The sequence below is a fragment of the Streptomyces sp. NBC_00083 genome (assembly GCF_026343295.1).
GTDB lineage: Bacteria > Actinomycetota > Actinomycetes > Streptomycetales > Streptomycetaceae > Streptomyces.
Genome location: NZ_JAPELY010000003.1, coordinates 720,876 through 746,459, shown reverse-complemented (window position 1 = coordinate 746,459; position 25,584 = coordinate 720,876). Strand labels below are relative to the sequence as shown.

The following is a 25,584-nucleotide window of genomic DNA, read 5'->3' as shown; positions in this document are numbered from 1 at the left end:
CAGGTGGCGGACAGAACCGGCGGAGAGCCGCAGATCGACGGACGCTCCACCCGGTGGGACCAGCACAAGGCGCAGCGTCAGATGGACCTGGTCGACGCGGCCGTCGCGCTCATCGAGGAGGAGGGCACGCGCTTTCGCGTGCAGCGGCTCGCCGAGCGGGTGGGGCTGCCGCGGTCGGTGCTGTACCGGCACTTCAAGGACCGCGCCACGCTGGACGAGTTGATCCGCCGGCGGGTGGTGGAGTCGTTCATGCGGCGGATGGAGCCCACCCTCACCTTCGAGGGGACCGTGCAGGACGCCGTGCACCGGGTGGTGGGCGCGCACCTGGACTGGGTGGCCCAACACCCGCGTCTGTACGCCTACATGGGCGTGGCGGAGCACGCCATGGGTGACGGCTCGCTGGTCGCGGACACCAAGACGGCCATCGCCCTGATGCTGAGCGACCGCTTCGGGGACGTGCTCAAGGCGCTCGGGGTGCCGCAGGCGCCGATCCGTTCGGTCGCGGTGGGCATCGTGGGTTTCGTGGACACGTCGGTCAACCAGTGGGTGCGCGACGAGCGGCGCGAGCAGTCCGAGGAGGAGTTGCGCGCGATGCTGTGCCGCTCGGTCTGGGCGATCCTCGACGCCACGCTGCGGGAACTGGGCGTGGAACTGTCGCCCCAGCAGCGCGTGTCGGACCTGGAGCGGCACTGACGGGGCTCCCCAGCCACTGGTATTGACGGGTCGCCCGCCACCGGCACCGACCGGGCTCCCCCGCCACCGGCGAGGATCCGGCCCGGCGGTGTCCGGCCCGGCAGCCGTCAACCGCGTACCGGCGCCCCGGGCCGCGCCGCCGCGCGGTGCAGGGACTCCCTGTCGGTGAACTTGACGCGGGGACGGCCCTGCGCCTCGCCGCTCGCTCGCTCCGCGCGGTCGATGGCCCGCCAGTCCTCCAGGCCCAGGGCGTTCCCCGCCATGGGCGCGGCGGGCCCCGGCCGGGTGAGGCGCCCGGCCGCGAAGTCGTCCAGGAGCGATGCGACCGTCTCCTGGGCGCAGGTCTTGTTGGTCCCGATGAAGCCGGTGGGGCCCCGCTTGATCCATCCCGCGACGTAGACGCCCGGCTCGACGCGCCCCGACGCGTGCGGGACCGTCGCGGTGTCCTCGTCGAAGGGCAGGCCGGGGACGGGGCGGGCCCGGTAGCCGACGGAGCGCAGGACGAGCCCGGTCTGCAGGGTGTGGATGTCGCCGGTGGGCCGCGCGCGGACGGCGCCGTCGGCGTCGGTCACCAGCATGGTCGTGGTGACGTCGAGGGCGCGTACGCAGGCGTCGCCGGTGATCCGTACCGGCCCGGTGAGGAAGCGCAGCACGATGCGGCGGCGCCCCTCGACGGGCGTGCGGGCCGCCAGCTCCGCCAGGAGCCGTGTCCGGTCGGTGCCGTCGGGCGCCAGGAGTTCGGGCGGGCCCTCGACGCACACGTCCACGTCTTCGAGCGCGCCGAGCGCCAGGAGTTCGGGCACGGTGAACGCGGCCTGCGCGGGTCCGCGGCGGCCGAGGAGGACGACCTCGCGGATCTCGCTGGTGCGCAGCGCGGCGAGCGCGCGGTCGGAGATGTCGGTGCGGGCGAGGGCGTCGGGGTCGGCGGTGAGGATGCGGGCGACGTCGAGGGCGACATTGCCGTTGCCGATGACGACGGCGCGTTCACAGCCGAGGTCGTAGACGTCGTGCGCGCGGTCGGGATGGCCGTTGTACCAGGCGACGAAGTCCGTCGCGCAGCCGCTGCCGGGCAGGTCCTCGCCCTGGATGCCGAGGCGCCTGTCGGCCGCGGCGCCGACCGCGTAGAGCACCGCGTGGTGGGCGCGCGCCAGGTCGGCGTGGGTGATGTCGGTGCCGACCTCGACCCCGAGGCGGTAGCTGAAGGCGTCCTGCGACTCGATGGCCCGGAACAGCTCCGTGACCCGCTTGGTGTCCTGGTGGTCCGGCGCGACACCGGCCCGCACGAGACCGTACGGGGTCGGCAGGCGGTCGTAGACGGTCACGCGTACGCCGGGGTGCCGCAGCAGTTCGTCGGCGGCGAACAGTCCGGCGGGCCCGGCGCCGACGACCGCGACGGACAACTCGCCCTGGGAGACGCGGCGTTGTGGCGGCACGACGTACATGGGGGCGCGGTCGGCGTGCGCGTTCTCCTTGTAGTACGCGGCGTTCAGCTCCAGGAACGGCAACTCCGCCGCGCCGAGGGCGGTGTGGGGCTTCAGCGCGTCCACGGGGCAGGCGGTCGTGCAGGCGCCGCAGTCGACGCAGGTGCGCGGATCGACGTACAGCATCTCCGTGCTCCCGAAGCCCGGTTCGCCGGGCGCGGGGTGGATGCAGTTGACGGGACAGGCCAGCACGCAGGACGCGTCGGCGCAGCAGGATCGGGTGACGACGTACGGCACGGCGGGCCGGTCTCCGTTCGGGCACTCGGGAAGGGGCGGGGCGACGACTGCGGAGCCCCCGGGGGGCGGGGCTTCAGTCGGTGAGGGGGACGGGCTCGCCGCGGAAGCGCGCGGGGCGGCCGTCGATGCGCAGGGCCCGCCACAGCGGCCGGGACGCCTTGTTCATCAGGCCGATGTCCTCGGCGAGCATCCGCACGTCGGAGAAGAGCGCGTGGAGCGTCCTGCGGCCCGCCTCGGACTTCCAGAAGACGTCCTTGAGCACCCACGCGGGGATGCCGACCTCTGCGGCGGACTTCCGGTCGGGGATCATGATGACGTCGCACAGGCTCCGCATGATCACCGGGAAGAGCACGGACAGCGCGCCGCGGCGGGCCCTGCCGAAGCGCGGGACGCGCAGGCGCAGGAATTCGTGCGCGAAGGAGATGTGGCGGGCCTCCTCCGCTATGTGGATCTGCATGATCCGCTGCGGCAGGGGGTGCACCGCCTCGCCGCTGCGCAGGGCCGCCTTCTGCAGATGGTCGATGGGTTCCTCGCCGGCGAGGATGCCGGTGAAGAACGCCTCCGGGTAGAGGGAGCCCAGCAGCGGCAGGACCCGGCTGAGCCGGCGGAACCAGCGCTTGCCGCCCGCGGTGTCGACGCCGGTGCGGTTGACCAGCTCCTGGAACATCTGGGTGTGGTGGGTCTCTTCGGTGATCTCGTGCGTGAGATACCTGAACTCCCGGTCCTGGTTGTCCAGTTGGTAGACGTAGTCCAGGGCGCCGCGCATCAGCAGGTTCTCGAACTGCATGCCCACCTTGGCGATCACCGCCCAGCGCCAGATCCCGATACGGATCCGGGTCTCCAGCGACTGCTCCTGGTACCAGGGGTGGGCGCCGAGCGCGTCCGCCGAGGTGAGGACCCAGCGCGGGTCGCTCGTGTCCACGGCGAACTCGGGGTCGTCCCACGGGATGTCGGTGAAGGCGTTGAAGTGGACGGTGACGGAGCCCTCGGACAGGGTCCGCAGGCGCTCGTCGTAGGCCTTCCTGGTGAGGTGCGCGGTCATCTTCGTCCTCGCTTGTCGGGTGGGGCCGCCCCTGCGGGAGGCGGCGGGCGGGGGTGCGCTGGGCGGGAAGGGGCGGGGCGGCGGCCGGACGGTCAGGCGGCGCGGGTCGGTTCCTGGGCGCCGGACGGCGTGTGCGCGCGGGAACGGCCGGCCTTGGCGAAGCGCAGCCGGGCGTCTTCGATGGGGGCGCCGCGCAGCATGGCGCGGTCGCGGTAGTAGTTGTTCCACAGCCGCCACGGGGCTCGGGTGCCCTGGCGCGGCATGGCTTTGTCGGCTCGGGCGATGTAGCCGGAGGTCAGCGCCTCGCCCATGACGGAGTACTCCGAGCGGTCGCCTTCGTCGGCCACGGGGGTGGCGATGTCGTGTCCGTGGCGCCGCATGTGCGCGAGCAGGCGGGCGGTGTAGCCGGCCGCCAGGTCCGCCTTCAGGGTCCAGGAGGCGTTGGTGTAGCCGATGATGAGGGAAAGGTTGGGCACGCCCTCCAGCAGGACGGCCTTGTAGAGCACGCGGCCGGTGACGTCCACCGGGTCGCCGTCGACGGTGAGCACCATGCCGCCGAGGAGGCGGACACGCAGACCGGTGGCGGTGACGACGATGTCCGCCTTCAGTTCCTGACCGGACTCCAACCGGATGCCGTCGGCGGTGAACGTCTCGATGCGGTCGGTCGCGATGGCGGCCCTGCCGCTCTTCAGCACCTTGAACAGATCACCGCCGGGAACGACGCAGAGCCGCTGGTCCCAGGGGTTGTAGCGGGGGCTGAAGTGGCGCATGTCGACGTTCCTGCCGGCCCGGACCCGTACGAGGCCGAGGAGCGCCGCGCGGGCGAGCCGGGGGTACGCGCGACAGAAGGCGTAACTCCCGCGCTGCAGCGCGATGTTGCGGGTGCGGGCGATCCGGTGGGTCAGCCGGGCCGGTGCGCGCAATTTCTGCAGAAGGGAGGTGACCGGGTCGACCTCGGGCAGGGCGAGGATGTACGTGGGCGAGCGCTGGAGCATGGTGACGCTCGCGGCGGCGTGGGCGAGCGCGGGGAGCAGGGTGATGGCGGTGGCGCCCGAGCCGATGACGACCACGCGCTTGCCGGTGTGGTCGAGGTCCTCGGGCCAGTGCTGCGGGTGGACGAGCGTGCCCTCGAAGTCGGCCTCGCCGGGGAACTCCGGGCGGTAGGGCTCGTCGTAGTCGTAGTAGCCGGTCGCGCCGACGAGGTAGCCCGCGCTGTACGACTCGCGCTCGCCGCTGGTCTCGTCCTCGACGTCGACCGTCCACCGGCCGTCGGCGCCCGAGAAGTCGGCGCTGAGGGCGCGGCGGCCGAAGCGGATGCGTTCGAGCACGCCCGCGTCGGCGGCGGCGTCCTCGACGTACTGCCGGATGTCGGCGCCACCGGCGAGGATGCGGGCCTGGCGCCAGGGGCGGAAGCCGAAGCCGAAGGTGGCCATGTCGGAGTCGGAGCGAATGCCGGGATAGCGGAACAGGTCCCAGGTGCCGCCGACCCGGGCGCGCCGTTCGAGAACGACGACCGAGGCTGCGGGGTTGTCCCGCAGGATGTGCCGGGCGGCGCTGATGCCGGATATCCCGGCACCGATCACCAGGACGTCGACGTGCTGCTGCTCCATCGCGGAGACCCTCGCTCTCGCTCGTGGACACCTGCGGGCGGGGCCTCGGGGCCCGCCGCCACTCGGGGCGCCGCGCTTGCCAGGACTCGTGGTGACATCCCTGCGCGTTCTCGTAATTTACCTGCGACACGGCGTTTCAGATACTGCCGGTAACGTGACGTGGCTCACATGACACTGCGGGTGTCGCGCTCACTCCCCCACCGGAGCGTGCCCCAACAGGTGGAGTTCCTCGCTGTCGAGCCGCCCCTGGAGGCGGCGCAGTACCGTGTCGTCGATGTCCCCGGTGTCCCGCAGCCGGATGACGACCGCCCGCCGCTCGGCGAGGAGGGCGAGGCTGAGGGCCGCGTGGTCGTCGGTGAGACGCACCGGGTGCACGGCCCGCTCCTCGGGATCGTCCGGGACGACGGCACAGCGCTGCGCCACCGCGTCCGCGCGCAGCTGGTGGGAGCGCAGCACCGTCTCGCGCACGGTGGGCGCCGTCTCCAGGCGGGCGGCCAGCTCCGGCAGGGCCGCGAGCGCGGACTGGAGCGCCGCCGACTCGGCGAGCCACTCCTCCCGGGCGACGGTCCGGTCGTGCGGGATCCGCGCCCAGCGCACCACCCACGGCAGGACCAGCGCCTGCGCCATCGTCACCACGATCACCACGCCGGTGACGAAGACGATCGGCTGCCGGGACGGGAAGGCCGCGCCGCTGTCGAGGTGGGCGGGGACACCGAGCACCGCGGCGAGCGAGATCGAACCACGGAAGCCGGACAGGGCGCTGACGGTGAGGCGCCGGCCCGAGTACGTCGTACCGGAGGCGCGGGTACTGCTCCGACGCACGGTCCGGAAGAACGCGGCGACCCCGAAGTAGTAGGCGAAGCGGACGGCGACGAGCGTGCCGGCCACGGCGAACGCGGTGGCGAGCGCGCGCGGGATCTCGGCGTCGCCCATCATGCGGACCGAGTAGTCGAGTTCGACGCCGATCAGGACGAACAGGGAGCCGTTGAGGAGGTAGGTGGCGACCGTCCAGAAGTTCTGCGCCTGGACCCGCACTTCGGCCCGTACGGTGCGCGGCCCGCTCTGGCTGAGCATGAGGCCGCACACCACGACGGCGACCACGCCCGAGGCGTCGATGTCCTCGGCGAGCAGATACGCGGAGAACGGGGCGAGCAGCAGGAGCACCTGGCCGCGCAACGCGTCGGTCTGCGCCATCCGGGCCCTGAGCCACTGCACCACCGTGCCCGTGACGAGGCCGATCAGCGCCCCGCCGCCGTATCCGAGGACGAACAGCCATCCGACGTGCGGAGCGGTGATGTGCTCGGTGCCGACGGTCACGCCGACCGCGATGCCGTAGACGACCAGCGCCGTACCGTCGTTGAGGAGGCTTTCGGCGCGCAGCAGGGTGATGTCCCGGCGCGGCAGGAGCCTGGCCACGACATTGACCGCGGTCGCGTCGGTGGGCGCGACGGCCGCGCCCAGCACCCAGGCCGGGCCCCAGCCGATCCCGAGCCCGTGCGCGACGCAGGCCACGGACGCCGCCGAGGCGATGACCAGCACGGTGGCCGCCAGCGCGACATCGGTGAGGTGGCGGCGGATCTCGCGCAGGGACGTATTGAGGCTCTCCCAGGCCAGCAACGCGGGCAGGAACAGCAACAACACCACTTCGGACGGCAGTTCCACCTTCCGGAGCGCGGGGATCAGCCCGATCAGTACGCCCATGACCATGAGGACCACGGGCGGTGCGATGCGCAGCCGGTCGCCGAGGGCGGAGCCGACCAGCACGGCGGCCCCCAACAGCACGACAAGCTCCAGACCGAGCACACGTTCCTCCCTCAGACGCGATGTGCTCTTACTGTGCCGTGTGCCCGCGCGGTATCCCCGCCCGGCGCCCAGGTGTCGGGCACCGACGCCGCCCGAAGGCAGCTGCACCCTGGGGTCGGCCTGCTGACGGCGCCCTGCGATCCGCCCCTCAGGGCGGCGATGGTTTCGGGGTCCGGGTAACCCCCTGGCGGTCACGGCTGTGGACCGCCACCATGGCACCTCCGGTCTTCGATGTGCCGCATACAACCCATCGCCGGGCCGCGGACTTGCCGAGCAGGCGCGAGGGGGCGTGCTGCGCACACGGGAATGGCCCGAACTCGCCTACATATTTGTGTGCGGCAAGTGGCGATATGTGGCAAATCGTGTTCCAGGGAGGGTTGCGGCGCGCCCGCCGCCTCCGTGCCGGATGCAACCTTCAAATGCGCTCTATTGCAAGCGAGTTGGTGATGCAGCTGGGGCCTTTTTCTGGTGCCGAGCGTTTCGATCCCCTCGGTCCAGCGAAACGGCCTTCCCCTTCAGGTTTCTGTGCTCAACTTGTATGTTCTCTGTGTTGGCATGTACATACCTCCTTGCTGTCATTCTCTTTGAGTGTTTCCTGGTGGGGGATCCCTGTGCGCCCTGCGCGTCCGTTGGTGCTTTGTGTTGCCTTCTTGCTGGCTGTGTTGGCCGGCACGGAGCAAGCGGCACTTGCTCTGCAGTCCGACAAGGCGGCCCTGGCGGGCGAACTCCCGCGCCAGGGCTGGGGTTCCGCTGCCGGGCGGGGGCACGAGGTGTCCGCGGAAGCGACTACCGCCCAGGCGTCGGGCGGTAACAGTGGGCCTCTGAAGGCCCCTGGCGAACTGCCGCGTGACGCGGCGGGTACGTCGGTCAATTCACCCCTGGATGTGAAGCCTGCACAGCCGGCGGCTGGAACGGCGGAGCCCGTCAAGGAACCTGACAACTCACCGGTGCCCGGTTTCGATGAGAAGACGAGCAAGGAACTGGTTGACGAGCACGCCAAGCAGGCCCGCACCTATTTCAACGCGGATGGCATAAGCACCACTCGTTTCTTTGACGAGCCCGTCAACTATCAGGACGGCAGTCAGTGGAAAGAGGTGGATACGCGGCTGGTGCATTTCGGACGGTCCACGCGTGATGTCTGCGTCGGACCAGGGGTGGGCGCCGGCCGCGACGAAGTCGCCGATTTCTTTCGGAGACTATGCGAACAGTGACCCCATGATGCAGATCGCCTACGACATGGACGCGCCTGCCGAGTGGCGTTTCCCGCTCGCGCTCAAAGGGCTGACCGCGCTCCCACTCCGGAATCCCGTCCTCTATCGAATACAACATCAATATCATTGAGGACAACATCTCCAAGCACTGTGTCGTGCATCAAAGCCCGACTGGCGGTCGAGTAACCGGAACTCCGAACTGCCGGAAGATTTAGAGAGGCGAAATGAGTAACTATCTAACGCGGGTATGTCGACTCCTCGGCTGGGATGGAGATCCCCGCCCCTGCCCCGACAGGTGGGGCGAAATCGAAGCCGAATATTCACTCAGCCTTCCGGCGGAATATAAGGAGCTCATCGAAAAGTTCGCCCCTGCAGAGATCGACAATCGCCTTTATTTGTATCACCCCGGGTTTGACTCGTGGAATCTTTCGCGGTGGATGAAAGAAACCGTGGACGTATTCAATGAATGCCAATGGGAAGAGGTCACTGCCCCCTCTCTGGACGCGGCCAGATTTTCGTTTGGCAGTGGTGGCCTAATCCCGCTGGCTTCCACGAGTGGAGGTGAGTATCTTTTTCTGCTAGCCAGGCCGAACGATGAACCCTTGCTCATCGTTCATGTCGGCGACGACGATGACTTCTACGAATACGACATGGGATTTGCCGAGTGGCTCTACCGCTACCTGTCCGACGAGGAAGTGACCGGGCCAAATAGCAGTGCAGGGCGGGCCGCTCCTGTACAAGTACGCAGGCTTCCGACGTAGCGGGAGCGTGATAGCCCCTGGCGCCTGGCGCGCCTGCGATTGCCGCGCTCGTATCGCCCGCCAGAAGGCGGTGCCAGCAGCCGTGGTGTACGTATATGTGTCGTGCCCGGTAAGGTTCCAGGAACCGCTTTCTCTGGTGCACTCCTGACGGATTTCCGGGACTGCGCCCACTGTTGAGGCTCGCTGGGGGAGGTGTTTCATCCTGGCGCGGCCGCGGAGTGAAGAGCGCGCACGGCCTTGGCGATCGCGGTGGTGCGGTGAATGCTGCAGCGCAACGTGCGCAGGAGGCGCCAGTTCTTGAGCGTGGCCATGGGCGCTTGCCGACGCAGCGGATCGATCGGCAGCACGCGGTGCCAACGCGGATCACGTTGCCTTCGAACGGGTCGTCACCATAGCGTCGTTGAGCGCGAGCGCGGCCAGAACGTCGAGCGCTTCGCGTATAGCGGTACACGGAGGCAATGCCGAAGCCGGCCGCGAGCTGCGCATACATGTCGCCACATCGCAGATGGGCCAGGGCGAGCAGGGCCTGGCGCCGGCGAGTCAGCCGCCGCCACCGACTGCCGATATCTCGGCGCCCCGTGGCTAACACCCGGCTCAGATGGCTGAGGTGCGGGGTGGACAGACCGGTGGATCCCCGTTCACCGAGACCCAGGGGTCTACCGCATCCCTATAGCTCCACCGCCATCTCCCGCCCGCCACATCGAAAGGCATCACCACGACAGCAACCTCCAACACCGCAGCCGCGCAACCCGCGACCAGACTGTCAGCCTGCGTGCTGCGCTGCGGCGTAACTGAGGTGGAGTAGGTATTGGGCGCGCTCCATATCCCGCCCCAAACGCAGCTACGAGCTCGCCCGTCGTCGCAGGTCAAAGACATGTTCAGTCGTGTACCACCAGAAGACGAAGAAAGTGCTGCTGGTGCGCATCTACGACACATATTGCGTTCTTGCGGAGTCTGCCAGGCCGGGTGGGTTCTCTGAGGCCGCCCACCCGCGCCTCAGGGATCCTTCGGTGTGTGGGATCCCTACAAGGCAACTCCTCGCGAGACGGGTTCGATCACCCGTCTGGGCACATGGCAATGCACCGGCGAACCTCCTGCCCGAACTACTCCTTGCCGGGCGTGTGTCAGATCGGTGGCAAACCGCACGAGCAGCGGAGCCGTGACCCGCGAGCCATGAGAGGCATACGTGACGGCACGTCAGGAAAGTCGGCATTGAGTCAGCATTCGGGCCGAACCCTGCCGCAGAAGCCCGAACTTGCGACGACAGGCCAGCCCCCGGCGGCGGGGTCACAGGCGCCTCAGCAACTGTGCGCCGCCGCAGGGGGTACCTCCCCGCCATACGGAGCCCGTAGCCAAAACTTGCGGCCGGGTTCGCCGCAGCTCAGCGCACGCGCCCCCGCGGCTTCAGCGGCACCGGCGGGAGTGCCGGCGCCGGGATCGGGGGGCCGTCGTATCCCTTCACCTCACCGAAGCGCGAGCCCGTCATCCACTCCGAACGGGCCTGCTGGATCTCCTCGTTGGTGCGGCCGATGAAGTTCCACCACATGAGGATCTCCTCCTCGAACGGCTCGCCGCCGAGCAGCATGACCGCCGCGTCGGAGTCCGCGCGTACGGGGAGTTCGGTGCGGCCGCAGCCGAGGTAGAGCATCGAGCCGGGGAGGACCGGGACGTCGTCCACGTGGGCCTCGCCCGACATCGCGAGGACCGCGTACTCGAAGTCCGGGTTCAGCGGGAGCCTCGCGTCGGCGCCCGCCGCGAGGGCCAGGTCGGCGCCGACGATCGGGGTGTAGGTGGAGCCCGGCGAGAGCGCGCCGTCGAGTTCGCCGAGGATGACCGTGGCGTCAACGCCCGGCGCGGTGGCGTGGGGCAGGTCGGCGTGGTGCTGGAAGTGCGGCTCGACGTCGCGGTGGGCGTCGGGCAGGGCGACCCACAGCTGGGCCCCCTCCAGGAACCGGCTGTGCGACCTGGGCGTCTCCTCCGAGTGGCTGATGGCGCGGCCGGAGGTCATCAGGCCGAGCTCCCGGGGGCGTACGGTCTGGAGGCTGCCCAGGCTGTCCCGGTGCAGCACCTCCCCCTGGTGCAGCCAGCTGACGGTCTGCAGACCCATGTGGGGGTGCGGCGCGACCTGCATGCCCGCTTCGTCGGCGATGTCGTCCGGCCCGTAGTGGTCGACGAAGGCCCACGCGCCGACCATCCGCCGGCCGAGGTTCGGCAGCAGCCGCCGCACTTCGGTGGACTCGCCGAGCCGCACGGTGCGGGGTGACAGAAGCTCACGCACCGGTTCCGCCACGACGAAGCCGCGTCCGCCGCAGACGGACAGCGTGGGCCGGCGATCGAGATTGCTCATGCGGTCAACCTACTCTCCCGCCGCACCCCCTCAGCACTAGTGGAATGTTCAACCACATTCCGGTGTTGAGCACTCCGTACGGCCCCGGAGCGGGGCCCTCGGACGGGAAGTGCCATGAGCGCGGTACGCAGTGAACACACCGACAGCTACTACGAGTTCGGCACCCCCGCCGAGCGCTGGGCGCGGGCCGGCCTGTTCTTCGAGGCCAAGGAGTATGTCACCGCCGCGGCCATCCTCACCGGCCTCGTCGCCGAGGCGCCCGAGCAGGTGGCCCCGCGCCTGCTGCTCGCCCGCGCCTACTACCACTCCGCTCGACTCACCAAGGCCGAGGCGGAGTTGCGGGCCGTGCTCGACCGCGACCCGGTGGAGCACTACGCGGCGCTCATGCTGGGCCGCACCCTGGAGCGCCAGGGCCGCCCGGATGACGCGGCGCCGTATCTGCGCGTCGCCGCCGCCCTGGCGGGCCAGTTCCCGCAGTGAAGCCGTCCCCTCCGGGCCCCGTTCACCGCGACTGAAGGGCGCCCGCACGCAAAGGGGCCGTGGCCGAGGGGCGCTCACCCCCTGACGCCGGACGCACCCAGGACGACGCCCCTGCGGGCCGGGACCGAATAGCACGGATGCCCCTCCCCCGCGAGGGGCATCCTTCGGGCAGCGCATTCCAGCCAACTCGACTGCGGGCAGTGACAGTTCCATCACTCTGTGCCACATTGCTGCCCATGAACAATCCCGCCGTTTTCTGCGCCGTCGTGCCTCCCCACGTCCTCGACCGGCTCGCCCAGCACGAGGACCCCGCGGTGTACGGGCCCGCCCGCCGCACCCTGCAGCACGACGCCCAGCTGCGCACCCAGCGCCGGATCACCACGGTCCGTGCCACCGCCGCCCCCACCGGCACCCCGTCCGACAAGCCCCGGCGCACCATCTACGACGCCGGGCACCAGGAGACGCTTCCGGGCACCGAGGTGCACACCGAGAGCGACCAGCCCTCGTCCGACGCCACCGTCAACCGCGCGCACGCCGGGCTGGGTGCCACGTTCGAGTTGTATCTGAAGGCGTACGGGCGCCACTCCATCGACGACTCCGGGCTGCCCCTGCTCGCGTCCGTGCACTACGGCGAGGGGTACGACAACGCGTTCTGGAACGGCGATCAGATGGTGTTCGGCGACGGCGACGGCGAGCTCTTCCTCGACTTCACGCTGCCGGTCGACGTCATCGGCCACGAACTGACGCACGGGGTCACGCAGTACACGGCCAACCTCGACTACTTCGGCCAGTCGGGCGCGCTCAACGAGTCCGTCTCCGACGTGTTCGGCTCGCTCATCAAGCAGTACGCGCTCGGCCAGAGCACCGACCAGGCGGACTGGCTCATCGGCGCCGGGCTGCTCGGGCCCCGCATCCACGGCGAGGCGCTGCGCTCGATGAAGGCGCCGGGCACGGCGTACGACGATCCTCAGCTCGGCAAGGACCCCCAGCCGGCCGTGATGGCCGACTACGTACGCACGAGCCGCGACAACGGCGGGGTGCACATCAACTCGGGCATCCCCAACCACGCCTTCTACCTCGCCGCCACCGCGCTCGGCGGCAACGCGTGGGAGCGGGCCGGGCGGATCTGGTACGCCACGCTCACCGGCGGCGAGCTGGGCACGGACGCCCAGTTCGCCGACTTCGCCCGGCTGACGGCGAAGACCGCGCGCGGTCTGTTCGGCGACGGCGACGAGATCCAGGCGGTGCTCAAGGCCTGGTCCCAGGTGGGCGTGCCGACGACCTAGCTCCCGCTCGGTGCGCGGCGGCCCGGTCGCACGGGACCGTCGCGCGCACGCGGGCCGGCGCCCCTCCCGCGTCGGGCTCATCGGCGCGGCTGGTCTCGCCGCAGGAACCGTCGGACGCCTCCGGGTCGTGCTGCGGGGCGCGGTCGATGAGCCGCGCGGCCGGCCGCAGCAGCAGGTGGACGCCGAGGACGGTGACGGTGCCGAGCAGTGCGAGGTCGAGCCGGCCCGATGCCGCGAGCACTCCCAGCGCGGCCGAACACCACAGGGTGGCCGCGGTGTTGAGGCCGCGGACGGAGGCTCCGTCGCGCATGATGACGCCGGCGCCGAGGAATCCGATGCCGGAGACGACGTACGAGGCGACCCGGGTGGGGCTCGTCTCGTCGCCGACGGCCTCGCTGTAGAGGACGAACAGGGTGGCGCCCGCGGCGACGAGGGCGTTGGTGCGCAGCCCGGCGGTGCGGGCGCGCCACTGCCGCTCGACACCTATGAGGGCGCCGCAGCCGACACCGACGGTGAGGCGCAGGGCGAAGTCGACGGTGGTGAGGGCGGTCATGGGAACTCCTCTCACCCGGCCGGAGTTCCGGCCGGACGCGCCGGCCGCCCGGCGGCGCGCCGAGGAGCGCTACCGGGGGCCGGTGGGGCGGGGGGACGGGGGCAAGGGGTCGCTCGGCCGGTGCCGGCCGGCGCGTCCGCGACTTCGCTGCATGCCCTCACCCCCTCCCTCTCTCGTCCGTCTCTCGTGCGTCTTCTGTCCTTCGGCGGCTCCCAGGGGCCCCTGAGGGGCCCTCTCAGGGGCAAGGCCCCCGGCCGTTCCGCCGACGCCGACCCTAGACCTTATTTGCGTATCAACGCAAGTAGGGTGCGGATGGCGTGCGGCCCGCGCTCATTTCGCGTAGACGGCCACGAAGTCCCGCGTGGCCTGGTTGTAGTAGCGCTCCGGCGGGTTGTCGAAGTCGAGGATGTTGGTGGGCTCCGGGTCGGCCGGGTTCTTCGCGCCGTCGTAACTCATGAAGGAGGGCCAGGCGCGGTTCATGTCGAGCGGCATCGCGCGCACGGCGCCCGCCTGCCGCATGAGCTCGGCCAGGGTACGGGCGGTCAGGGCCTGGCCGACGACCATGATGACGTCGCCCTGCGCGGTCACCCCGACGCCCGAGCGCTCCACGAACATCCGGCTCTGGTCGGTGGCTCCCCACTTGGAGTCGACGTCGATGTCCGGGACGACCTGGCCGTTGTCGACCATGAGCTCCAGACACTGGCGCACACCGGCCACATCGCGCGACATTCCCACATCGCGTCCCCACTGGCCGATCTTGATCGAACCGTCCTTGTAGAAGACCTCCGACGCCGCACCGTCGCGCAGTTGGCCGGCCGTGTCGCCATGGAGGAAGAAGCCACCTCGCGAGCCGCCGTCGGTGACCTTGAAGCCGCCGTTCCAGGTGGCGAGCAGACCGGTGCGGCCGCCCTGGGGGATGGTGGGCGGCACGTCGAAGGAGCCGCCGGGCTCGCGCACTCCGGGGTGCAGTTCGAAGCGCGCCTTCTTGCCGCTGATCCAGGCGACGGCCGCCTGGTAGGAGGTGTGGTCGCCGTCGGGGCGTACGTAGGTGCCCTGCACCACGGGCTCTCCGTGCGCGACGCTCAGGACGCGCCACACCCCCTCTCCGGGCAGGCCGGGGGTGACCAGGGGCCGCATCGGGGCGCGCAGGGGTACGTCCCGGTGGCTGATCGGCACGGCCGGGGCCGTCGCCTTCATGCGGGCCAGCGCCGCGCTCGGCAGGTCGCCGCCGACCTGCGGCGGGTCGAGGTCGTACTGGAGGTTCTCCAGCTTGTCGACGACCGGACCCATCTCGTGCTCGCGGGCCCATCCGGCGAGCCGGGCCGCCGTGCTGTCGTCGCCGGGATAGGTGAGCGCCTCCCCCACCGAGTAGCCGACGGTCCCCACGCACAGCAGACACACCGCGAGCGCTCCACGGGTGGCCAGCCCGCGCCGCTTGAGCTGATGCGGCGTCAACTGGCTCCGGGGCTTCCACGGCATCCGGCGCCGCCGGCCGGTCGCTCCCCCCACAGCGGTGGCCCCAGCCCCAGGACCGCTTCCGTCCTGTCGAACCCCGCCGTCCACCGACCGTCCCGCCCTGTCCGCCATGTCGCCCTCTTTCGGCCGTACGGGGACCTCGCGGCCCCTCGCGCGAAGGCGTTTCCCCTCCGCGGGCGGCGGCCGAGGAGGCCCGCCATGCCGATTCACAACATAAGCGCGCTTATCAGACATCTCGACCGGTGTGGAGCGACCGGATGACCCGCTCCGCGCGCCACCGACGCGTGGCGCTCCCCGCGAAGTGACGGATGCTCACGTGCGCGGCTCCGTCGGCGGGGAGCGCCGCCGCCCCCGCTCCGGTGGGCGGCACCGAGAGAGCGCCATCAGCGGGCACAACCGCACGGGATGCTGCAACTACCGCTGTTCCGTGGGGAGTTCGAGCTCGGGACGGTCCCACATCACCGCGGGCGGGCGGGCCCGAACCGTGCCGGTCCGCCGCGCGCCCACACCGAGATAGAAGCCTTCGGCCGGCGGGTGCGACACGATCCGCACCCTGTCGATTCCGGCGGCGCGCGCCTCGCCCCTCATATGGGCGATGAGGAGGCGGCCGACGCCGAGCCCCTGGGCGGCGTCCGCGACGAACATCAGGTCCAGCTCCGGCGGGCTCAGGATCAGCGCGTGGAAGCCGAGCACCCGGTCGTCCGGTCCGAGCGCCACGAAGACCCGGTGGGCCTCGATGTAATCCGGGCCGACCCGGTACCCGGCGATCATCGGCGCGTACGGACCCTCGTAGGCGCTCGACGTGCGGACCAGGCGCGTCAGCCGCTTGGCATCCCGAGCGACCGCCCGGCGCACCCGCACCTCGCGGCCCGTACCCGTAACGCGTGAAGTCATGGGGCGAGTATTACTCAGGCGGGGGCGGGGCGATCGGCCGCCCTTGTTCCCGCCCCCCGGTCGCCGCGACGAGCACGTCCCCCGCCGGGCCCCGGAAGTAGAGGACCGAGCGCCCCGCCCGGCGCCGCCCCACGAGCCCGGCGTCCAGGAGGACCTTCAGATGACGGCCCACCGAGCCGAGTCCTTGGCCCGTCGCGGCCACCAGGTGGGTGGTGCTCATCGGGGCGCCCAGCAGGACGAGCACCCGCGCGCGGGCCGGTCCGAGCAGCGCGCCCAGGGCCTCGGGGGCCGGCGCCCGGCCCGCGTCGGCGAGCGCTCCGTTGCAGGTGTACACGACGGCGTAGTGGTCCTGGTCGTCCCAGGTGACCCAGCGGTGCCGCGGCGTGACGGGCAGGAACAGCAGCCGGGCCGCCGAGATGTCCCGCGGCGCGCAGTCGTCCACGGTGATCTGGAGCCTGCTCTCACCGAGCCAGCGCATTCCGGGGCGCATGTCGTCGAGGACCGCGGCCCAGCCGCCCCGGCCCAGCCGCTCGGTCCGCGCGATGATGTCCGCCTCCATGACCCGGCGCCGCCGCGGCCAGTCCGGCCGGACCGCGTGCTCCCACACCCAGTCGAGCAGGTCGGCCGTGCGGTCCTGCAGGTCGCAGCGGAGCAGCGCGGCGGGCAGCGGGCGACCGGTCGTCTCGGCCAGGTCCGCGTGGACGGTCGCCGTCGGGGTGGCGCGGATCTCCGCCAGCTCCTCGTGGAAGGAGCGCTCCGCGGCACCCGTGGGTGTGGGCACGAGATAGTCGGCGGTCCAGCGGGCGGTGCGTACCGTGTCCATCAACCGTGCCGTGACCGGGTCGTTGGTCAACCGCGCCCGGAATGCGGGCAGTTGGGCGGCGAGCCAGGTGCGTTCACCGGGGTGGGCTGCTGCCGGCGCGAGCAGCGCGAAGAGGCTCGCGGTGGTCTCGGCCAGGGGTGACACGACGAACCGGCTGCCGGCCAGGGTGTCTGCGCCGACCTGCCACCACCCCATGGTTTCGCCTCCCCGCGCAACAGTAACGTCCGCGCGCAGCGGCCATCGAGACTCCCCGGCATGCCTCCCCGTCAAAAGCTCCGTGACACACCGGAGTTCACGCCCTTCCTCCTGGTCGCCACCCTGCAGGTCGCCGCGGCGACGGTCAGCTCTCTGGCGCTCGCCACGCTCGTCTACGCGGCCACCGCCTCGCCGTTCCTCGCCGCGCTCAGCATGTTCGGCGCCTCCCTCACGCAGGTGGCCGGGGCGGTCCTGTTGATGTCGGCGGCCGACCGGCTCCCGCCGCGCGCCGCGACGGCCGCGCTCGCGCTGTTCTTCGCCGTGGGCACCGCCGTGCTCGCCGTGCCGGGTCTGCCTCTCGGTGCCGTCTTCGCCGTCCTGCTCTGCCAGGGCCTCGCCGCCTCGGTCGGTGGCGGGGTGCGCTACGGGCTGCTCGGCGAGATCCTGCCGAGGGAGCACTACGTCCTGGGCCGCTCGGTGCTCGGCATGGGCGCCGGCACCGTGCAGATCTGCGGGTTCGCCGTCGGCGGCGTCCTGGTCGGCGCGGTGAGCCCGCGCGGGACCCTGCTGGGGGCCGCGGGCCTGTACGCGACGGCTGCGGCGGTCGCACTGACGGGGCTGCGCCGCCGGAAGCCGAGAGCCGTGGGGCGCGCCTCGATCGGTGAGACCCGGCGCGTCAACTCGCTTCTGTGGAGCTCGCGTTCACGGCGTCTGCTCTATCTGGCGCTGTGGGTCCCCAACGGTCTGATCGTCGGGTGCGAGTCGCTGTTCGTTCCGTACGCGCCGGGCCACGCGGGGCAGCTCTTCGCGGCCTCGGCCCTCGGCATGCTGGCCGGGGACACCGTCGCGGGGCGGTTCCTGAGCGTGCGGCTGCGGCGCCTGCTCCCCGTACCGCTCCTGCTGCTGCTCGCGGCCCCCTATCCGCTGCTCGCCCTGCGTCCGCCGCTGCCGGTCGCCGTCGTGGCGCTGTTCATCGGCTCCCTCGGCTACGCGGCCGGCCTGCTCCAGCAGGAGCGGCTCGTGGGGCTGGTCCCGGTCGACGTGATGGGGCAGGCGCTCGGGCTGCATTCGTCCGGGATGCTCGCCTGCCAGGGCGTGGGCGCCGCGTTGGCCGGGGCGGTCGCGCAGGGCCGCTCGGCCGGGGCCGGGATGGCGGTCATGGCGGTGGCGTCGGTCGCCGTCACGCTCGGTCTTGCGGTGGAATCAGGACGAATTCGGCGGTCCCGCCGGGGCGTTGAGCGTCAACTCCCCGCACCGCAGCAGGCGTCCGGGGGGTGAGGGGGCGTGGCCGATACCGCGTGGTGATGTCGGGGCAGGACGGTCACGGGGTAGATAAGGATCATGACCGACCATATTGTCTCGCCCGTTCTGTACGTCGTGATGATCGTCCTGGTCATGAAGGTCATGGACGGTCTGCCCCAGCACAGGTTCAGCCGGCGCGAGCCACCCTGGGTGGCGATCGGGCTCTGGCTGATCGTGGCGATCCCCTCGCTGCTCCAGTTCGCGTTCCCGGTCATCTACGACGTGCTGCACCGCGACTCGGACCAGATCATCGACCACGGCCAGTGGTGGCGGGTGTACACCTCGTTCATGGTGCAGGACGGCGGGGTCGGCGGAACCGCGTTCAATCTGTTCATCCTGGCCCTCTTCGGCTTCGCCGCCGAACGGGTGTGGGGGACGCGCATGCTGCTGGCGTTCGTCCCCGCGCTCATGCTGGTGTTCAGCGTCGACACGTTCCTCGTCCACGGGCCGCCCGGAGGCGGGAACTCCGGCCTGACCTTCCGGCTCGCCACCAGCATCGTGGGGCTCGCCCTGCTCACCCGTCCCTGCCGGCGCCACTATCTGATGGCTGCCGCGATCGTCGTCGACGGCGCGGTCCTGCTGCTGCTCGGCGACGGACACGGCGAGCCGATGATCACCGGCATGGTCGCGGGCCTGATCGCCGCCCTCGTCCAGCGCCGCCGACCCCGTGTGTGGCGGCCCGTCGCGGACGACCCCGCCGCCGCGCGGCCGCGCTCCACCGAGCGCGGGCGGAGCCCGGAGGCGGAGGACGGCCTGGAGAGCGGCTGACCCCATGGGCCGTACGAGGGAAGGGAGTTGACTGAGAGCGCGCTCCAGCTCGTAGCGTCGGCACCATGAATTCTTCGCGACAGCACACCCCCCAGCGCGCGATCGGCTCCGGATTCGGGGCGCGGAGCACCGCGGCCGATGTCCTCGCGGGGATCGATCTGACCGGGAGACTCGCCGTCGTCACCGGCGGCTATTCGGGCATCGGCCTGGAGACGACCCGCGCCCTCGTCGGCGCGGGCGCCCGCGTCGTGGTCCCCTCCAGGCGGCTCGACGTGGCGGAGGCCGCGGTGGCGGGGCTGCCCGGTGTGGAGGTCGAAGCGCTCGACCTGTCCGACCTCGACAGCGTCCAGGCCTTCGCCGGCCGGTTCCTCGCCTCGGGCCGCGGCATCGACGTCCTGATCAACAGCGCCGGAGTCATGGCCTGCCCCGAGACCCGGGTGGGTCCGGGCTGGGAAGCCCAGTTCGCGACCAACCACCTCGGCCACTTCGCCCTGGCCAACCGGTTGTGGCCGGCCCTCACCGCGGACGGCGGCGCCCGGGTCGTCGCGGTCTCCTCGCGCGGCCACCAGCTCAGCCCGGTCCGCTGGGACGACCCGCACTTCGAGCAGGGCTACGACAAGTGGACGGCGTACGGCCAGGCGAAGACCGCCAACGCGCTGTTCGCCCTGCATCTGGACGTCCTCGGCCGCGACGTCGGGGTGCGGGCCTTCTCGCTGCACCCCGGGGAGATCAACACCGCGCTGGTGCGCCACGTCTGTGACGAGGAGCGGATCGCGGCGGGCTGGGTCGACGCCGAGGGCACCTGGTCGCCCGACTTCAAGACCCCGCAGCAGGGCGCCGCCACCCAGGTGTGGGCGGCGACCTCCCCGCGCCTCGCCGGCCTGGGCGGCGTCTACTGCGAGGACTGCGACATCGCGGAGCCCGCCGCGGCCCCGGTGCCGGGCGGCGCCGCCGACGGCGAGCTCGACCGCTCCGTCCTCACCAGCGGCGTCGGCCCGCACGCGAGCGATCCCGCGCAGGCCGCCCGGCTGTGGACGCTGTCGGCCGGGCTCACCGGCGTCGACGCGTTCGCGGTGTAGCGCCGCGCACGGCCTCAGCCCCGGTACGTCTCCAGGAGGCGCAGCCACACCTCGCTGATCGTCGGGTACGAGGGGACCGCGTGCCACAGGCGCTCCAGCGGGACCTCGCCCGCGATGGCGACCGTCGCCGAGTGGATCAGCTCGCCCACGCCGGGCCCGACGAAGGTGACGCCGAGCAGGACGCCCCGGTCCTCGTCGACGACCATGCGGGCCATGCCCTTGTATCCGTCGGCGTACAGGCCCGCGCCCGCCACGCCGCTCATGTCGTAGTCGACGGCCCGCACCCGGCGGCCGGTGGCCTGTGCCTCGGCGAGGGTGAGGCCCGCCGACGCGGCCTCCGGGTCGGTGAAGACCACCTGCGGGACGGCCGCGTGGTCGGCGGTGGCGGTGTGCGCGCCCCAGGGGTCGCTCTCCAGGACCGGGGTGCCCGCGGCGCGGGCGGCGATGGCCGCGCCGGAGATCCTGGCCTGGTACTTGCCCTGGTGGGTCAGGAGCGCGCGGTGGTTGACGTCGCCCACCGCGTACAGCCATTCGCTGCCCTCGACGCGGCAGGAGTCGTCGACGGGCAGCCACGAGCCGGGGTCGAGTCCGATGGTGTCCAGGCCGATGTCGTCGGTGCGGGGTGCGCGGCCGGTGGCGAAGAGGATCTCGTCGGCCTCCAGGCGTGCGTCGCCCTCGGGTCCGCGCACCGACACCGTCACGGCGCCGGTCGCCGCGTTGCGGACGACGTCCGTGACGGAGGTGTGCGTACGCACCTCGGCGCCGGCTTCGCGCAGCGCGTCGGCCACCAGCTCGCCGGCGAAGGGCTCCATCTTCTCCAGCAGGCCCCCGCCGCGCACCAGCACGGTGACGCGGGCGCCGAGCGCCTGCCAGGCGGTGGCCATCTCGACGGCCACCACTCCCCCGCCGACCACGACGAGGCGGTCCGGCACCCGCTGGGCGCTGGTGGCCTCGCGGCTGGTCCAGGGCCGTACATCGGCGAGGCCCGGCAGGTCGGGCAGCTGGGCGCGGCTGCCGGTGCACACGGCCACGGCGTGCCGGGCGGTGAGCACGTGGTGCTCGCCCTCGGGGCTGGTGACGCTGACCTTGCGGGTGCCGTACAGGCGCCCGTGGCCGCGGTAGAGGTGGACGCCGATGCCGTCGAGCCATGCGACCTGGCCGTCGTCCTTCCAGTGCGAGGTGTACTCGTCCCGGTGGGCGAGGACGGCCTCGGCGTCGAGCGGGCCCTGCACCGCCTGGCGCAGCCCCGGCACCCTGCGCGCCTCGGCGCGGGCGACGACGGGGCGGAGCAGCGCCTTGCTCGGCATGCAGGCCCAGTACGAGCACTCGCCGCCGACCAGCTCGCTCTCCACCACCGCACAGCTCAGGCCGGCCGCGCGCACCCGGTCCGCCACGTTCTCGCCGACCGGGCCCGCGCCCAGGACCACCACGTCGTATTCCTCTGCTTCCGTCATGGGCCCAGTCTGGTGTGCGGTGTACTCCGTGGCCACAGGGGCACCCGCCAAGGAAGGAATACCGCGGCTGAGCACGCGGTTGTGCGAGGCGGCCCCACCCCCGGGGGCCGGGAAGAGGTGCAGGTAATGGCGACTGTCGAGCTGACCAAGGACAACTTCGACTCGGTCGTGTCCGGCAACGGGTTCGTGCTGATCGACTTCTGGGCTTCCTGGTGCGGCCCGTGCCGGCAGTTCGCCCCGGTGTACGACGCCGCGTCCGAGCGCCACGAGGACCTGGTCTTCGCGAAGGTCGACACGGAGGCCCAGCAGGAGCTGGCGCAGGCCTTCGACATCCGGTCGATCCCCACGCTGATGATCGTCCGTGACAACGTGGCGGTCTTCTCGCAGCCGGGCGCGCTGCCCGAGGCGGCTCTTGAGGACGTCATCGGCCAGGCCCGCGCGCTGGACATGGACGAGGTCCGCAAGTCGGTCGAGGCCGAGCAGCAGAAGGCCGAGCAGCAGAAGTAGGGTTCTCCCGCCCGGCAGGAGGCGCGTCGCGCGCCTCCCCCACGTCCACGCGGCCCCCTCCCCGTCCCGGGAGGGGGCCTTTGTCGTGGCCGGAGCGGAATGCGCCATTACTGACGGCGGCGGGCAGGGTCGGTTATCGGTCAGCTGTTCGTGCCGGGCGAGTGGGGCCGGCGCTCCGGGCTGCGCGGCTCGTTCGGTCAAGAGGCCAACGGGCGCCATTCCACAGCGAGTTCACAGCCACAGGGTTCGAGCCACGGGTTCTCCACACTGTGGCGATCCGGCGGACGTTGCGTGTTCTTCCTCCTACTCTCCGTCCTCATGCGAATCACACACCTGAGGCGTTTCAGCCTCGCCGCGGCCCTCGCCTCCTCCCTCGCCCTGTTCGGCGTGAGCCAGTCCGCAAGCGCCGACACCCCCGATGTGAGCTTCAGTGCCGACCAGACGGCGGCGACGCCCGGCAGCACGGTCAACCTGAGCATGACGTTCACGAACAACCAGACGACCGACGTGTGGTTCGTCTACCAGTCGGTGCAGCCCACCTGGGCGACCACCCAGCGCCCCGATCTCAAGTACTCGCTCGCCTCGTGTTCCGGCACGGGTGTGACCTGCACCGGGACCGGCACCACCACGATCGGCGTCAACTACTCCGTGCCGGTCGCGCCGGGCACCAGCCGCACCGTCACCATCCCGGTGCAGGTGGCGGCGGACTCCGGCTGCAACGGCAATATCGCGTTCTACTCGTACGTCTACTACGAGTACAACGACAGCCAGAGCCACAAGGACGGCGTCTTCAACTCCCCGACGATGCGGGTCAACTGCGCCACTCCCGCCCCGGCGGGCGCGCACTAGCCCTTGGACGGCCGCCGTTGGCGGCGGCCCGCGAACACCGGTCGGCCCATCCCCCCGGGTCGGCCGGTTTCGTATGTCCGAAAACAATCGCACGGGGCCCGGAATCGCGTGAATGTTTCGCTCGCGTGGCCGAAAACCGGATACGTCCCGGATCGCCTGGTTGTCTGGACCATTGGTGGTTTGCGCCCGCGTGCGCCCCCTGCACCGAAAGCGTTTGCCGCACGGAGCCGCTCAGGTTTTACGGGCCCGGCGCGACCCGGCGCGTTCGCCGATCGGCGCTCCCCAGGGGTCGTGCACCCGCCTGCGCCCCATCACGACGTACACAATTTTTCGTCATGTTTCACAGTAGCCACTCGAAAACTCCTCGAAGACCCGCACTATGTGACGCGTCAGAGCGGAACGGGGCGCCCTCCTCATCGGGGCGCGGCCGTTACGCCGTGGGCGGGGTCCGGGCAGGCAGGGGAGAGCCGAACGGACCTCCAGGGGAGGGGACTTCACCGCGTGAAGCGGAACACACTGCGCAGACGCACCATCGGCCTCGCCGTTGGCACCGTGCTGCTCGCCATGGGATTACCGGCCACTTCGGCGTACTCGGCGACGCCCACGCCGCGCATCGACCTCAGGGTCCTCGTCGTCTCCGACGGCGGCCCGGCCACCGCGGCCATCACCGCCGAGCTGGACGGCGAGGGCACCCCGTACACGGTGGTCGACCTGCAGCAGTCGGGCCGGCCGGTGATCGACGCGGCGTTCCTCGCGGACACCGTGGGCGGTGCGCCCCGGGCCAAGTTCCAGGCCGTGGTGCTGCCGAACGACAACCCCTTCCCGGCCGGTTCCGCCGAGATGACCGCGCTCTCCGCGTACGAGAAGACGTATGCGATACCCCAGGTCGACGCCTACACCTACGCGCGTCCCCAGGTGGGTCTGCAGCCGGCCGCCACCAGCGGCTACAGCGGATCCGTGGACGGCCTCAAGGCCCAGGTGACCACCGCCGGGCGCGCCACCGGCCCGTTCGGCTACCTCAATGCGAGCGTCCCCTTCGAGGACAACTCGCCCACGGTGAGCGAGAGTTACGCCTTCATCGCCCAGCCCGCCGCGGGGGCGGACTTCACGACCTACGTCGAGGCGCCCATCCCCGGCAGGAGCGGCAACGGCAGCCTCGTCGGCGAGTACCGCCACGACGGGCGCCGCGAGCTGGTCGTCACGTTCGCGTACAACCAGTATCAGGAGCAGTTCAAGCTCCTCGCCCGCGGCATCGTCGACTGGATGACGCAGAACGTGCGGCTCGGCGCCTCGCGCAACTACTTCGCGGTCCACGTGGACGACGTCTTCGCCGGGGACGACCGGTGGGACCCGAACCTCAACTGCACGCCGGGCGATGTGGACTGCCCGCCCGGACAGGGCGTCGAGGACTCGATCCGGATGACTCCGGCGGACGTGCAGAACGCCGTCGCCTGGGAGAAGGACCGCCGCTTCACGCTCGACCTCGCCTACAACGGCGGCGGCAGCGTCGAGTACCGCGAGAACCACGACGGCGTCGACGAGCTCGCCGACCAGTTCGTGGCCGACAAGAACGACTTCCGCTGGATCAACCACACCTACGACCACGCGTTCCTCGGGTGCGAGCAGAACGTCACGGTCGTCCCCTGGAAGTGCGCCACCAACCCGAACGGCTCCACCAAGTACGTGAGCCAGGCCGAGATATCCAAGGAGATATCGGACAACCAGCAGTGGGCGCAGGGCGTCGGGCTGCCCACCGAACCCGATGAGCTGATCACCGGCGAGCACTCCGGGATGAAGCTCCTGCCGCAGCAGCCGCAGGACAACCCGTATCTGGCTCCGGCGCTGAGCGCCAACCATATCGACTGGCTCGGCGCCGACATGTCGCGCGACCCGGTCCAGCGCCAGGTCGGCCCCGCGCAGACCGTCGCCCGCTACCCCATCAACATCTTCTACAACGCGGGCCACGTCGCCGAGCAGGTCGACGAGTACAACTGGATCTACACCAGCCGCACGCAGGGCGGCAGCGGCCTCTGCGACGACCTGCCGAACACCACGTGTCTGCCGGCGCCGCTCGACGCGGCCACCGGATACTCCGGGTACATCGTGCCCCTGGAGACGCAGACCGCCCTCGGCCACGTCCTGGGCAACGACCCCAGGCCGCACTTCATCCACCAGTCGAACCTCGCCGAGGACCGCATCGGCTACCCCGTCCTCGACGGAGTGCTCGACCAGTACAAGACGCTGTACGCGGCCAGTGCCCCGCTGGTGAACCTGCGGATGAAGGACATCGGCGCCGAACTGCGCAGCCGGGGTGCCTGGAACACCGCGGTGAAGGCCGGCCAGGTCACCGCGTACCGGATCGGCGACAGCGTGACCGTGCAGGCCCCCGCGGGCGTGGCCGTCACCGCGACGATGCCGGGCGGTACCCAGCAGGTCCTGACCGGTGGCACCACGGCGTTCGGCCAGGCCTACGCGGGCAGCGTGTCGGGCTGGGTGTCGCCGCAGTCCGGGCAGAGCAGCGTCGCCCTGACCCTCGCGCCGGCTCCCGCCAAGGCGCTCGCGCCGCAGGCCCGTCCCGCGTCGTCCGCCGGCCGCGCGACGTCGTCGACCGCACCGCGCACGCCGGTCCCCGCCGGTGTCACCAAGCCGGTTCCCTACAGCGCCGGGCGGCGCTGACGCCGGTCCGCCACCACCCCGAACGCTCGCCGCCACCGCGGCGGCGGGCCGCCGGGC

General features: G+C 71.2%; 22 protein-coding genes and 2 pseudogenes. 12 read left to right on the top strand and 12 right to left on the bottom strand.

The genetic code is table 11. The features are described 5' to 3' along the window. The first annotated feature begins 3 nt into the window (after nt 1–3). The gene (locus OOJ98_RS27255) at nt 4–693 is read left to right on the top strand and encodes a TetR/AcrR family transcriptional regulator (protein WP_267057677.1); all 690 of its coding nucleotides are present in this window, start codon (nt 4–6) and stop codon (nt 691–693) included. A gap of 107 nt (nt 694–800) precedes the next feature. Here OOJ98_RS27255 and OOJ98_RS27250 read toward each other — a convergent pair whose 3' ends face one another. From OOJ98_RS27250 to OOJ98_RS27235, 4 genes are all read right to left on the bottom strand, one after another. Continuing rightward, a complete protein-coding gene (locus OOJ98_RS27250) occupies nt 801–2,411 on the bottom strand; it encodes an FAD-dependent oxidoreductase (RefSeq protein WP_267057676.1) in 1,611 nt (536 codons plus the stop codon). A 73-nt stretch (nt 2,412–2,484) separates the two neighbouring features. Next, nucleotides 2,485–3,453 carry a diiron oxygenase gene (locus OOJ98_RS27245; protein ID WP_267057675.1) on the bottom strand — a complete coding sequence of 323 codons (969 nt, stop codon included), beginning with the start codon at nt 3,451–3,453 and terminating at the stop codon, nt 2,485–2,487. Nucleotides 3,454–3,545: 92 nt separating this feature from the next. Further along, the gene (locus tag OOJ98_RS27240; protein ID WP_267057674.1) at nt 3,546–5,063 is read right to left on the bottom strand and encodes an NAD(P)/FAD-dependent oxidoreductase; all 1,518 of its coding nucleotides are present in this window, start codon (nt 5,061–5,063) and stop codon (nt 3,546–3,548) included. 189 nt (nt 5,064–5,252) lie between these two features. Beyond that, complete coding sequence (locus OOJ98_RS27235; protein ID WP_267057673.1) at nt 5,253–6,866, bottom strand: Na+/H+ antiporter; 1,614 nt, start codon at nt 6,864–6,866, stop codon at nt 5,253–5,255. Between the two features lie 650 nt (nt 6,867–7,516). Between OOJ98_RS27235 and OOJ98_RS27230 the strand changes: the two genes are divergently transcribed. The 3 genes from OOJ98_RS27230 (at nt 7,517) to OOJ98_RS27220 (ending at nt 8,838) form a co-directional block, all read left to right on the top strand. After that, nucleotides 7,517–8,077, top strand: coding sequence for a hypothetical protein (locus tag OOJ98_RS27230; protein ID WP_267057672.1), 561 nt, complete (start codon nt 7,517–7,519; stop codon nt 8,075–8,077). A gap of 4 nt (nt 8,078–8,081) precedes the next feature. Then, nucleotides 8,082–8,207 (top strand): hypothetical protein, encoded by a 126-nt coding sequence (locus OOJ98_RS27225; protein WP_267057671.1) that lies wholly within the window; start codon nt 8,082–8,084, stop codon nt 8,205–8,207. Between the two features lie 94 nt (nt 8,208–8,301). Then, nucleotides 8,302–8,838: an SMI1/KNR4 family protein gene (locus OOJ98_RS27220; RefSeq protein ID WP_267057670.1), complete on the top strand. Its 537-nt coding sequence runs from the start codon at nt 8,302–8,304 to the stop codon at nt 8,836–8,838. Between the two features lie 197 nt (nt 8,839–9,035). On the opposite strand, the pseudogene OOJ98_RS27215 reads toward OOJ98_RS27220, so the two are convergent. The 3 genes and pseudogenes from OOJ98_RS27215 to OOJ98_RS27205 form a co-directional block, all read right to left on the bottom strand. Beyond that, a pseudogene (locus OOJ98_RS27215) lies at nt 9,036–9,146 on the bottom strand (IS5/IS1182 family transposase); the annotation flags it as partial. Between the two features lie 97 nt (nt 9,147–9,243). Beyond that, nucleotides 9,244–9,436 (bottom strand): annotated as a pseudogene (locus tag OOJ98_RS27210) (transposase family protein); the annotation flags it as partial. A 783-nt stretch (nt 9,437–10,219) separates the two neighbouring features. Then, the gene (locus OOJ98_RS27205; protein WP_267057669.1) at nt 10,220–11,185 is read right to left on the bottom strand and encodes a pirin family protein; all 966 of its coding nucleotides are present in this window, start codon (nt 11,183–11,185) and stop codon (nt 10,220–10,222) included. Nucleotides 11,186–11,299: 114 nt separating this feature from the next. On the opposite strand from OOJ98_RS27205, the gene OOJ98_RS27200 reads away from it, so the two are divergent. Beyond that, nucleotides 11,300–11,665 (top strand): M48 family metallopeptidase, encoded by a 366-nt coding sequence (locus OOJ98_RS27200; protein WP_267057668.1) that lies wholly within the window; start codon nt 11,300–11,302, stop codon nt 11,663–11,665. Nucleotides 11,666–11,901: 236 nt separating this feature from the next. Next, nucleotides 11,902–12,951: a M4 family metallopeptidase gene (locus OOJ98_RS27195; RefSeq protein WP_267057667.1), complete on the top strand. Its 1,050-nt coding sequence runs from the start codon at nt 11,902–11,904 to the stop codon at nt 12,949–12,951. Here the strand turns inward: OOJ98_RS27195 and OOJ98_RS27190 are convergent. The 4 genes from OOJ98_RS27190 to OOJ98_RS27175 all read right to left on the bottom strand — a co-directional run bounded on the left by OOJ98_RS27190 (nt 12,914) and on the right by OOJ98_RS27175 (nt 16,892). Next, entirely contained in the window at nt 12,914–13,504 is a 591-nt protein-coding gene (locus OOJ98_RS27190) for an MgtC/SapB family protein (RefSeq protein ID WP_267057666.1), read from the bottom strand. The genes OOJ98_RS27195 and OOJ98_RS27190 overlap by 38 nt on opposite strands. A 330-nt stretch (nt 13,505–13,834) precedes the next feature. After that, a complete protein-coding gene (locus OOJ98_RS27185; protein ID WP_267057665.1) occupies nt 13,835–14,959 on the bottom strand; it encodes a phosphodiester glycosidase family protein in 1,125 nt (374 codons plus the stop codon). A 435-nt stretch (nt 14,960–15,394) separates the two neighbouring features. Further along, entirely contained in the window at nt 15,395–15,874 is a 480-nt protein-coding gene (locus tag OOJ98_RS27180) for a GNAT family N-acetyltransferase (protein ID WP_267057664.1), read from the bottom strand. 10 nt (nt 15,875–15,884) lie between these two features. Next, on the bottom strand, nt 15,885–16,892 hold the full coding sequence (locus OOJ98_RS27175; RefSeq protein WP_267057663.1) for a helix-turn-helix transcriptional regulator: 1,008 nt from the start codon (nt 16,890–16,892) through the stop codon (nt 15,885–15,887). A gap of 60 nt (nt 16,893–16,952) precedes the next feature. On the opposite strand from OOJ98_RS27175, the gene OOJ98_RS27170 reads away from it, so the two are divergent. The 3 genes from OOJ98_RS27170 (at nt 16,953) to OOJ98_RS27160 (ending at nt 20,041) form a co-directional block, all read left to right on the top strand. After that, nucleotides 16,953–18,170 (top strand): MFS transporter, encoded by a 1,218-nt coding sequence (locus OOJ98_RS27170; RefSeq protein WP_267057662.1) that lies wholly within the window; start codon nt 16,953–16,955, stop codon nt 18,168–18,170. A 63-nt stretch (nt 18,171–18,233) separates the two neighbouring features. Then, a complete protein-coding gene (locus OOJ98_RS27165) occupies nt 18,234–18,962 on the top strand; it encodes a rhomboid family intramembrane serine protease (RefSeq protein ID WP_267057661.1) in 729 nt (242 codons plus the stop codon). A gap of 65 nt (nt 18,963–19,027) precedes the next feature. Beyond that, on the top strand, nt 19,028–20,041 hold the full coding sequence (locus OOJ98_RS27160) for an SDR family NAD(P)-dependent oxidoreductase (RefSeq protein ID WP_267057660.1): 1,014 nt from the start codon (nt 19,028–19,030) through the stop codon (nt 20,039–20,041). 14 nt (nt 20,042–20,055) lie between these two features. Here the strand turns inward: OOJ98_RS27160 and OOJ98_RS27155 are convergent, their stop codons facing one another. Further along, entirely contained in the window at nt 20,056–21,495 is a 1,440-nt protein-coding gene (locus OOJ98_RS27155; RefSeq protein ID WP_267057659.1) for an NAD(P)/FAD-dependent oxidoreductase, read from the bottom strand. A gap of 126 nt (nt 21,496–21,621) precedes the next feature. Between OOJ98_RS27155 and trxA the strand changes: the two genes are divergently transcribed. The 3 genes from trxA (at nt 21,622) to OOJ98_RS27140 (ending at nt 25,527) form a co-directional block, all read left to right on the top strand. After that, a complete protein-coding gene (gene trxA / locus OOJ98_RS27150) occupies nt 21,622–22,002 on the top strand; it encodes a thioredoxin (RefSeq protein ID WP_267057658.1) in 381 nt (126 codons plus the stop codon). Nucleotides 22,003–22,320: 318 nt separating this feature from the next. Further along, nucleotides 22,321–22,851 (top strand): hypothetical protein, encoded by a 531-nt coding sequence (locus OOJ98_RS27145; RefSeq protein ID WP_267057657.1) that lies wholly within the window; start codon nt 22,321–22,323, stop codon nt 22,849–22,851. Nucleotides 22,852–23,367: 516 nt separating this feature from the next. Beyond that, complete coding sequence (locus OOJ98_RS27140; RefSeq protein ID WP_267058262.1) at nt 23,368–25,527, top strand: hypothetical protein; 2,160 nt, start codon at nt 23,368–23,370, stop codon at nt 25,525–25,527. The last annotated feature ends 57 nt before the right edge of the window (nt 25,528–25,584 follow it).

Bases quoted from the DNA above. Each gene is read 5' to 3' on its own strand.
- OOJ98_RS27190 (WP_267057666.1), bottom strand. From the start codon at position 13,504: ATGACCGCCCTCACCACCGTCGACTTCGCCCTGCGCCTCACCGTCGGT.
- OOJ98_RS27220 (WP_267057670.1), top strand. From the start codon at position 8,302: ATGAGTAACTATCTAACGCGGGTATGTCGACTCCTCGGCTGGGATGGA.
- OOJ98_RS27200 (WP_267057668.1), top strand. From the start codon at position 11,300: ATGAGCGCGGTACGCAGTGAACACACCGACAGCTACTACGAGTTCGGC.
- OOJ98_RS27160 (WP_267057660.1), top strand. From the start codon at position 19,028: ATGAATTCTTCGCGACAGCACACCCCCCAGCGCGCGATCGGCTCCGGA.
- OOJ98_RS27175 (WP_267057663.1), bottom strand. From the start codon at position 16,892: ATGGGGTGGTGGCAGGTCGGCGCAGACACCCTGGCCGGCAGCCGGTTC.
- OOJ98_RS27145 (WP_267057657.1), top strand. From the start codon at position 22,321: ATGCGAATCACACACCTGAGGCGTTTCAGCCTCGCCGCGGCCCTCGCC.
- OOJ98_RS27165 (WP_267057661.1), top strand. From the start codon at position 18,234: ATGACCGACCATATTGTCTCGCCCGTTCTGTACGTCGTGATGATCGTC.
- OOJ98_RS27195 (WP_267057667.1), top strand. From the start codon at position 11,902: ATGAACAATCCCGCCGTTTTCTGCGCCGTCGTGCCTCCCCACGTCCTC.
- OOJ98_RS27180 (WP_267057664.1), bottom strand. From the start codon at position 15,874: ATGACTTCACGCGTTACGGGTACGGGCCGCGAGGTGCGGGTGCGCCGG.
- OOJ98_RS27170 (WP_267057662.1), top strand. From the start codon at position 16,953: ATGCCTCCCCGTCAAAAGCTCCGTGACACACCGGAGTTCACGCCCTTC.
- OOJ98_RS27205 (WP_267057669.1), bottom strand. From the start codon at position 11,185: ATGAGCAATCTCGATCGCCGGCCCACGCTGTCCGTCTGCGGCGGACGC.
- OOJ98_RS27155 (WP_267057659.1), bottom strand. From the start codon at position 21,495: ATGACGGAAGCAGAGGAATACGACGTGGTGGTCCTGGGCGCGGGCCCG.
- OOJ98_RS27245 (WP_267057675.1), bottom strand. From the start codon at position 3,453: ATGACCGCGCACCTCACCAGGAAGGCCTACGACGAGCGCCTGCGGACC.
- OOJ98_RS27240 (WP_267057674.1), bottom strand. From the start codon at position 5,063: ATGGAGCAGCAGCACGTCGACGTCCTGGTGATCGGTGCCGGGATATCC.
- trxA (WP_267057658.1), top strand. From the start codon at position 21,622: ATGGCGACTGTCGAGCTGACCAAGGACAACTTCGACTCGGTCGTGTCC.
- OOJ98_RS27225 (WP_267057671.1), top strand. From the start codon at position 8,082: ATGATGCAGATCGCCTACGACATGGACGCGCCTGCCGAGTGGCGTTTC.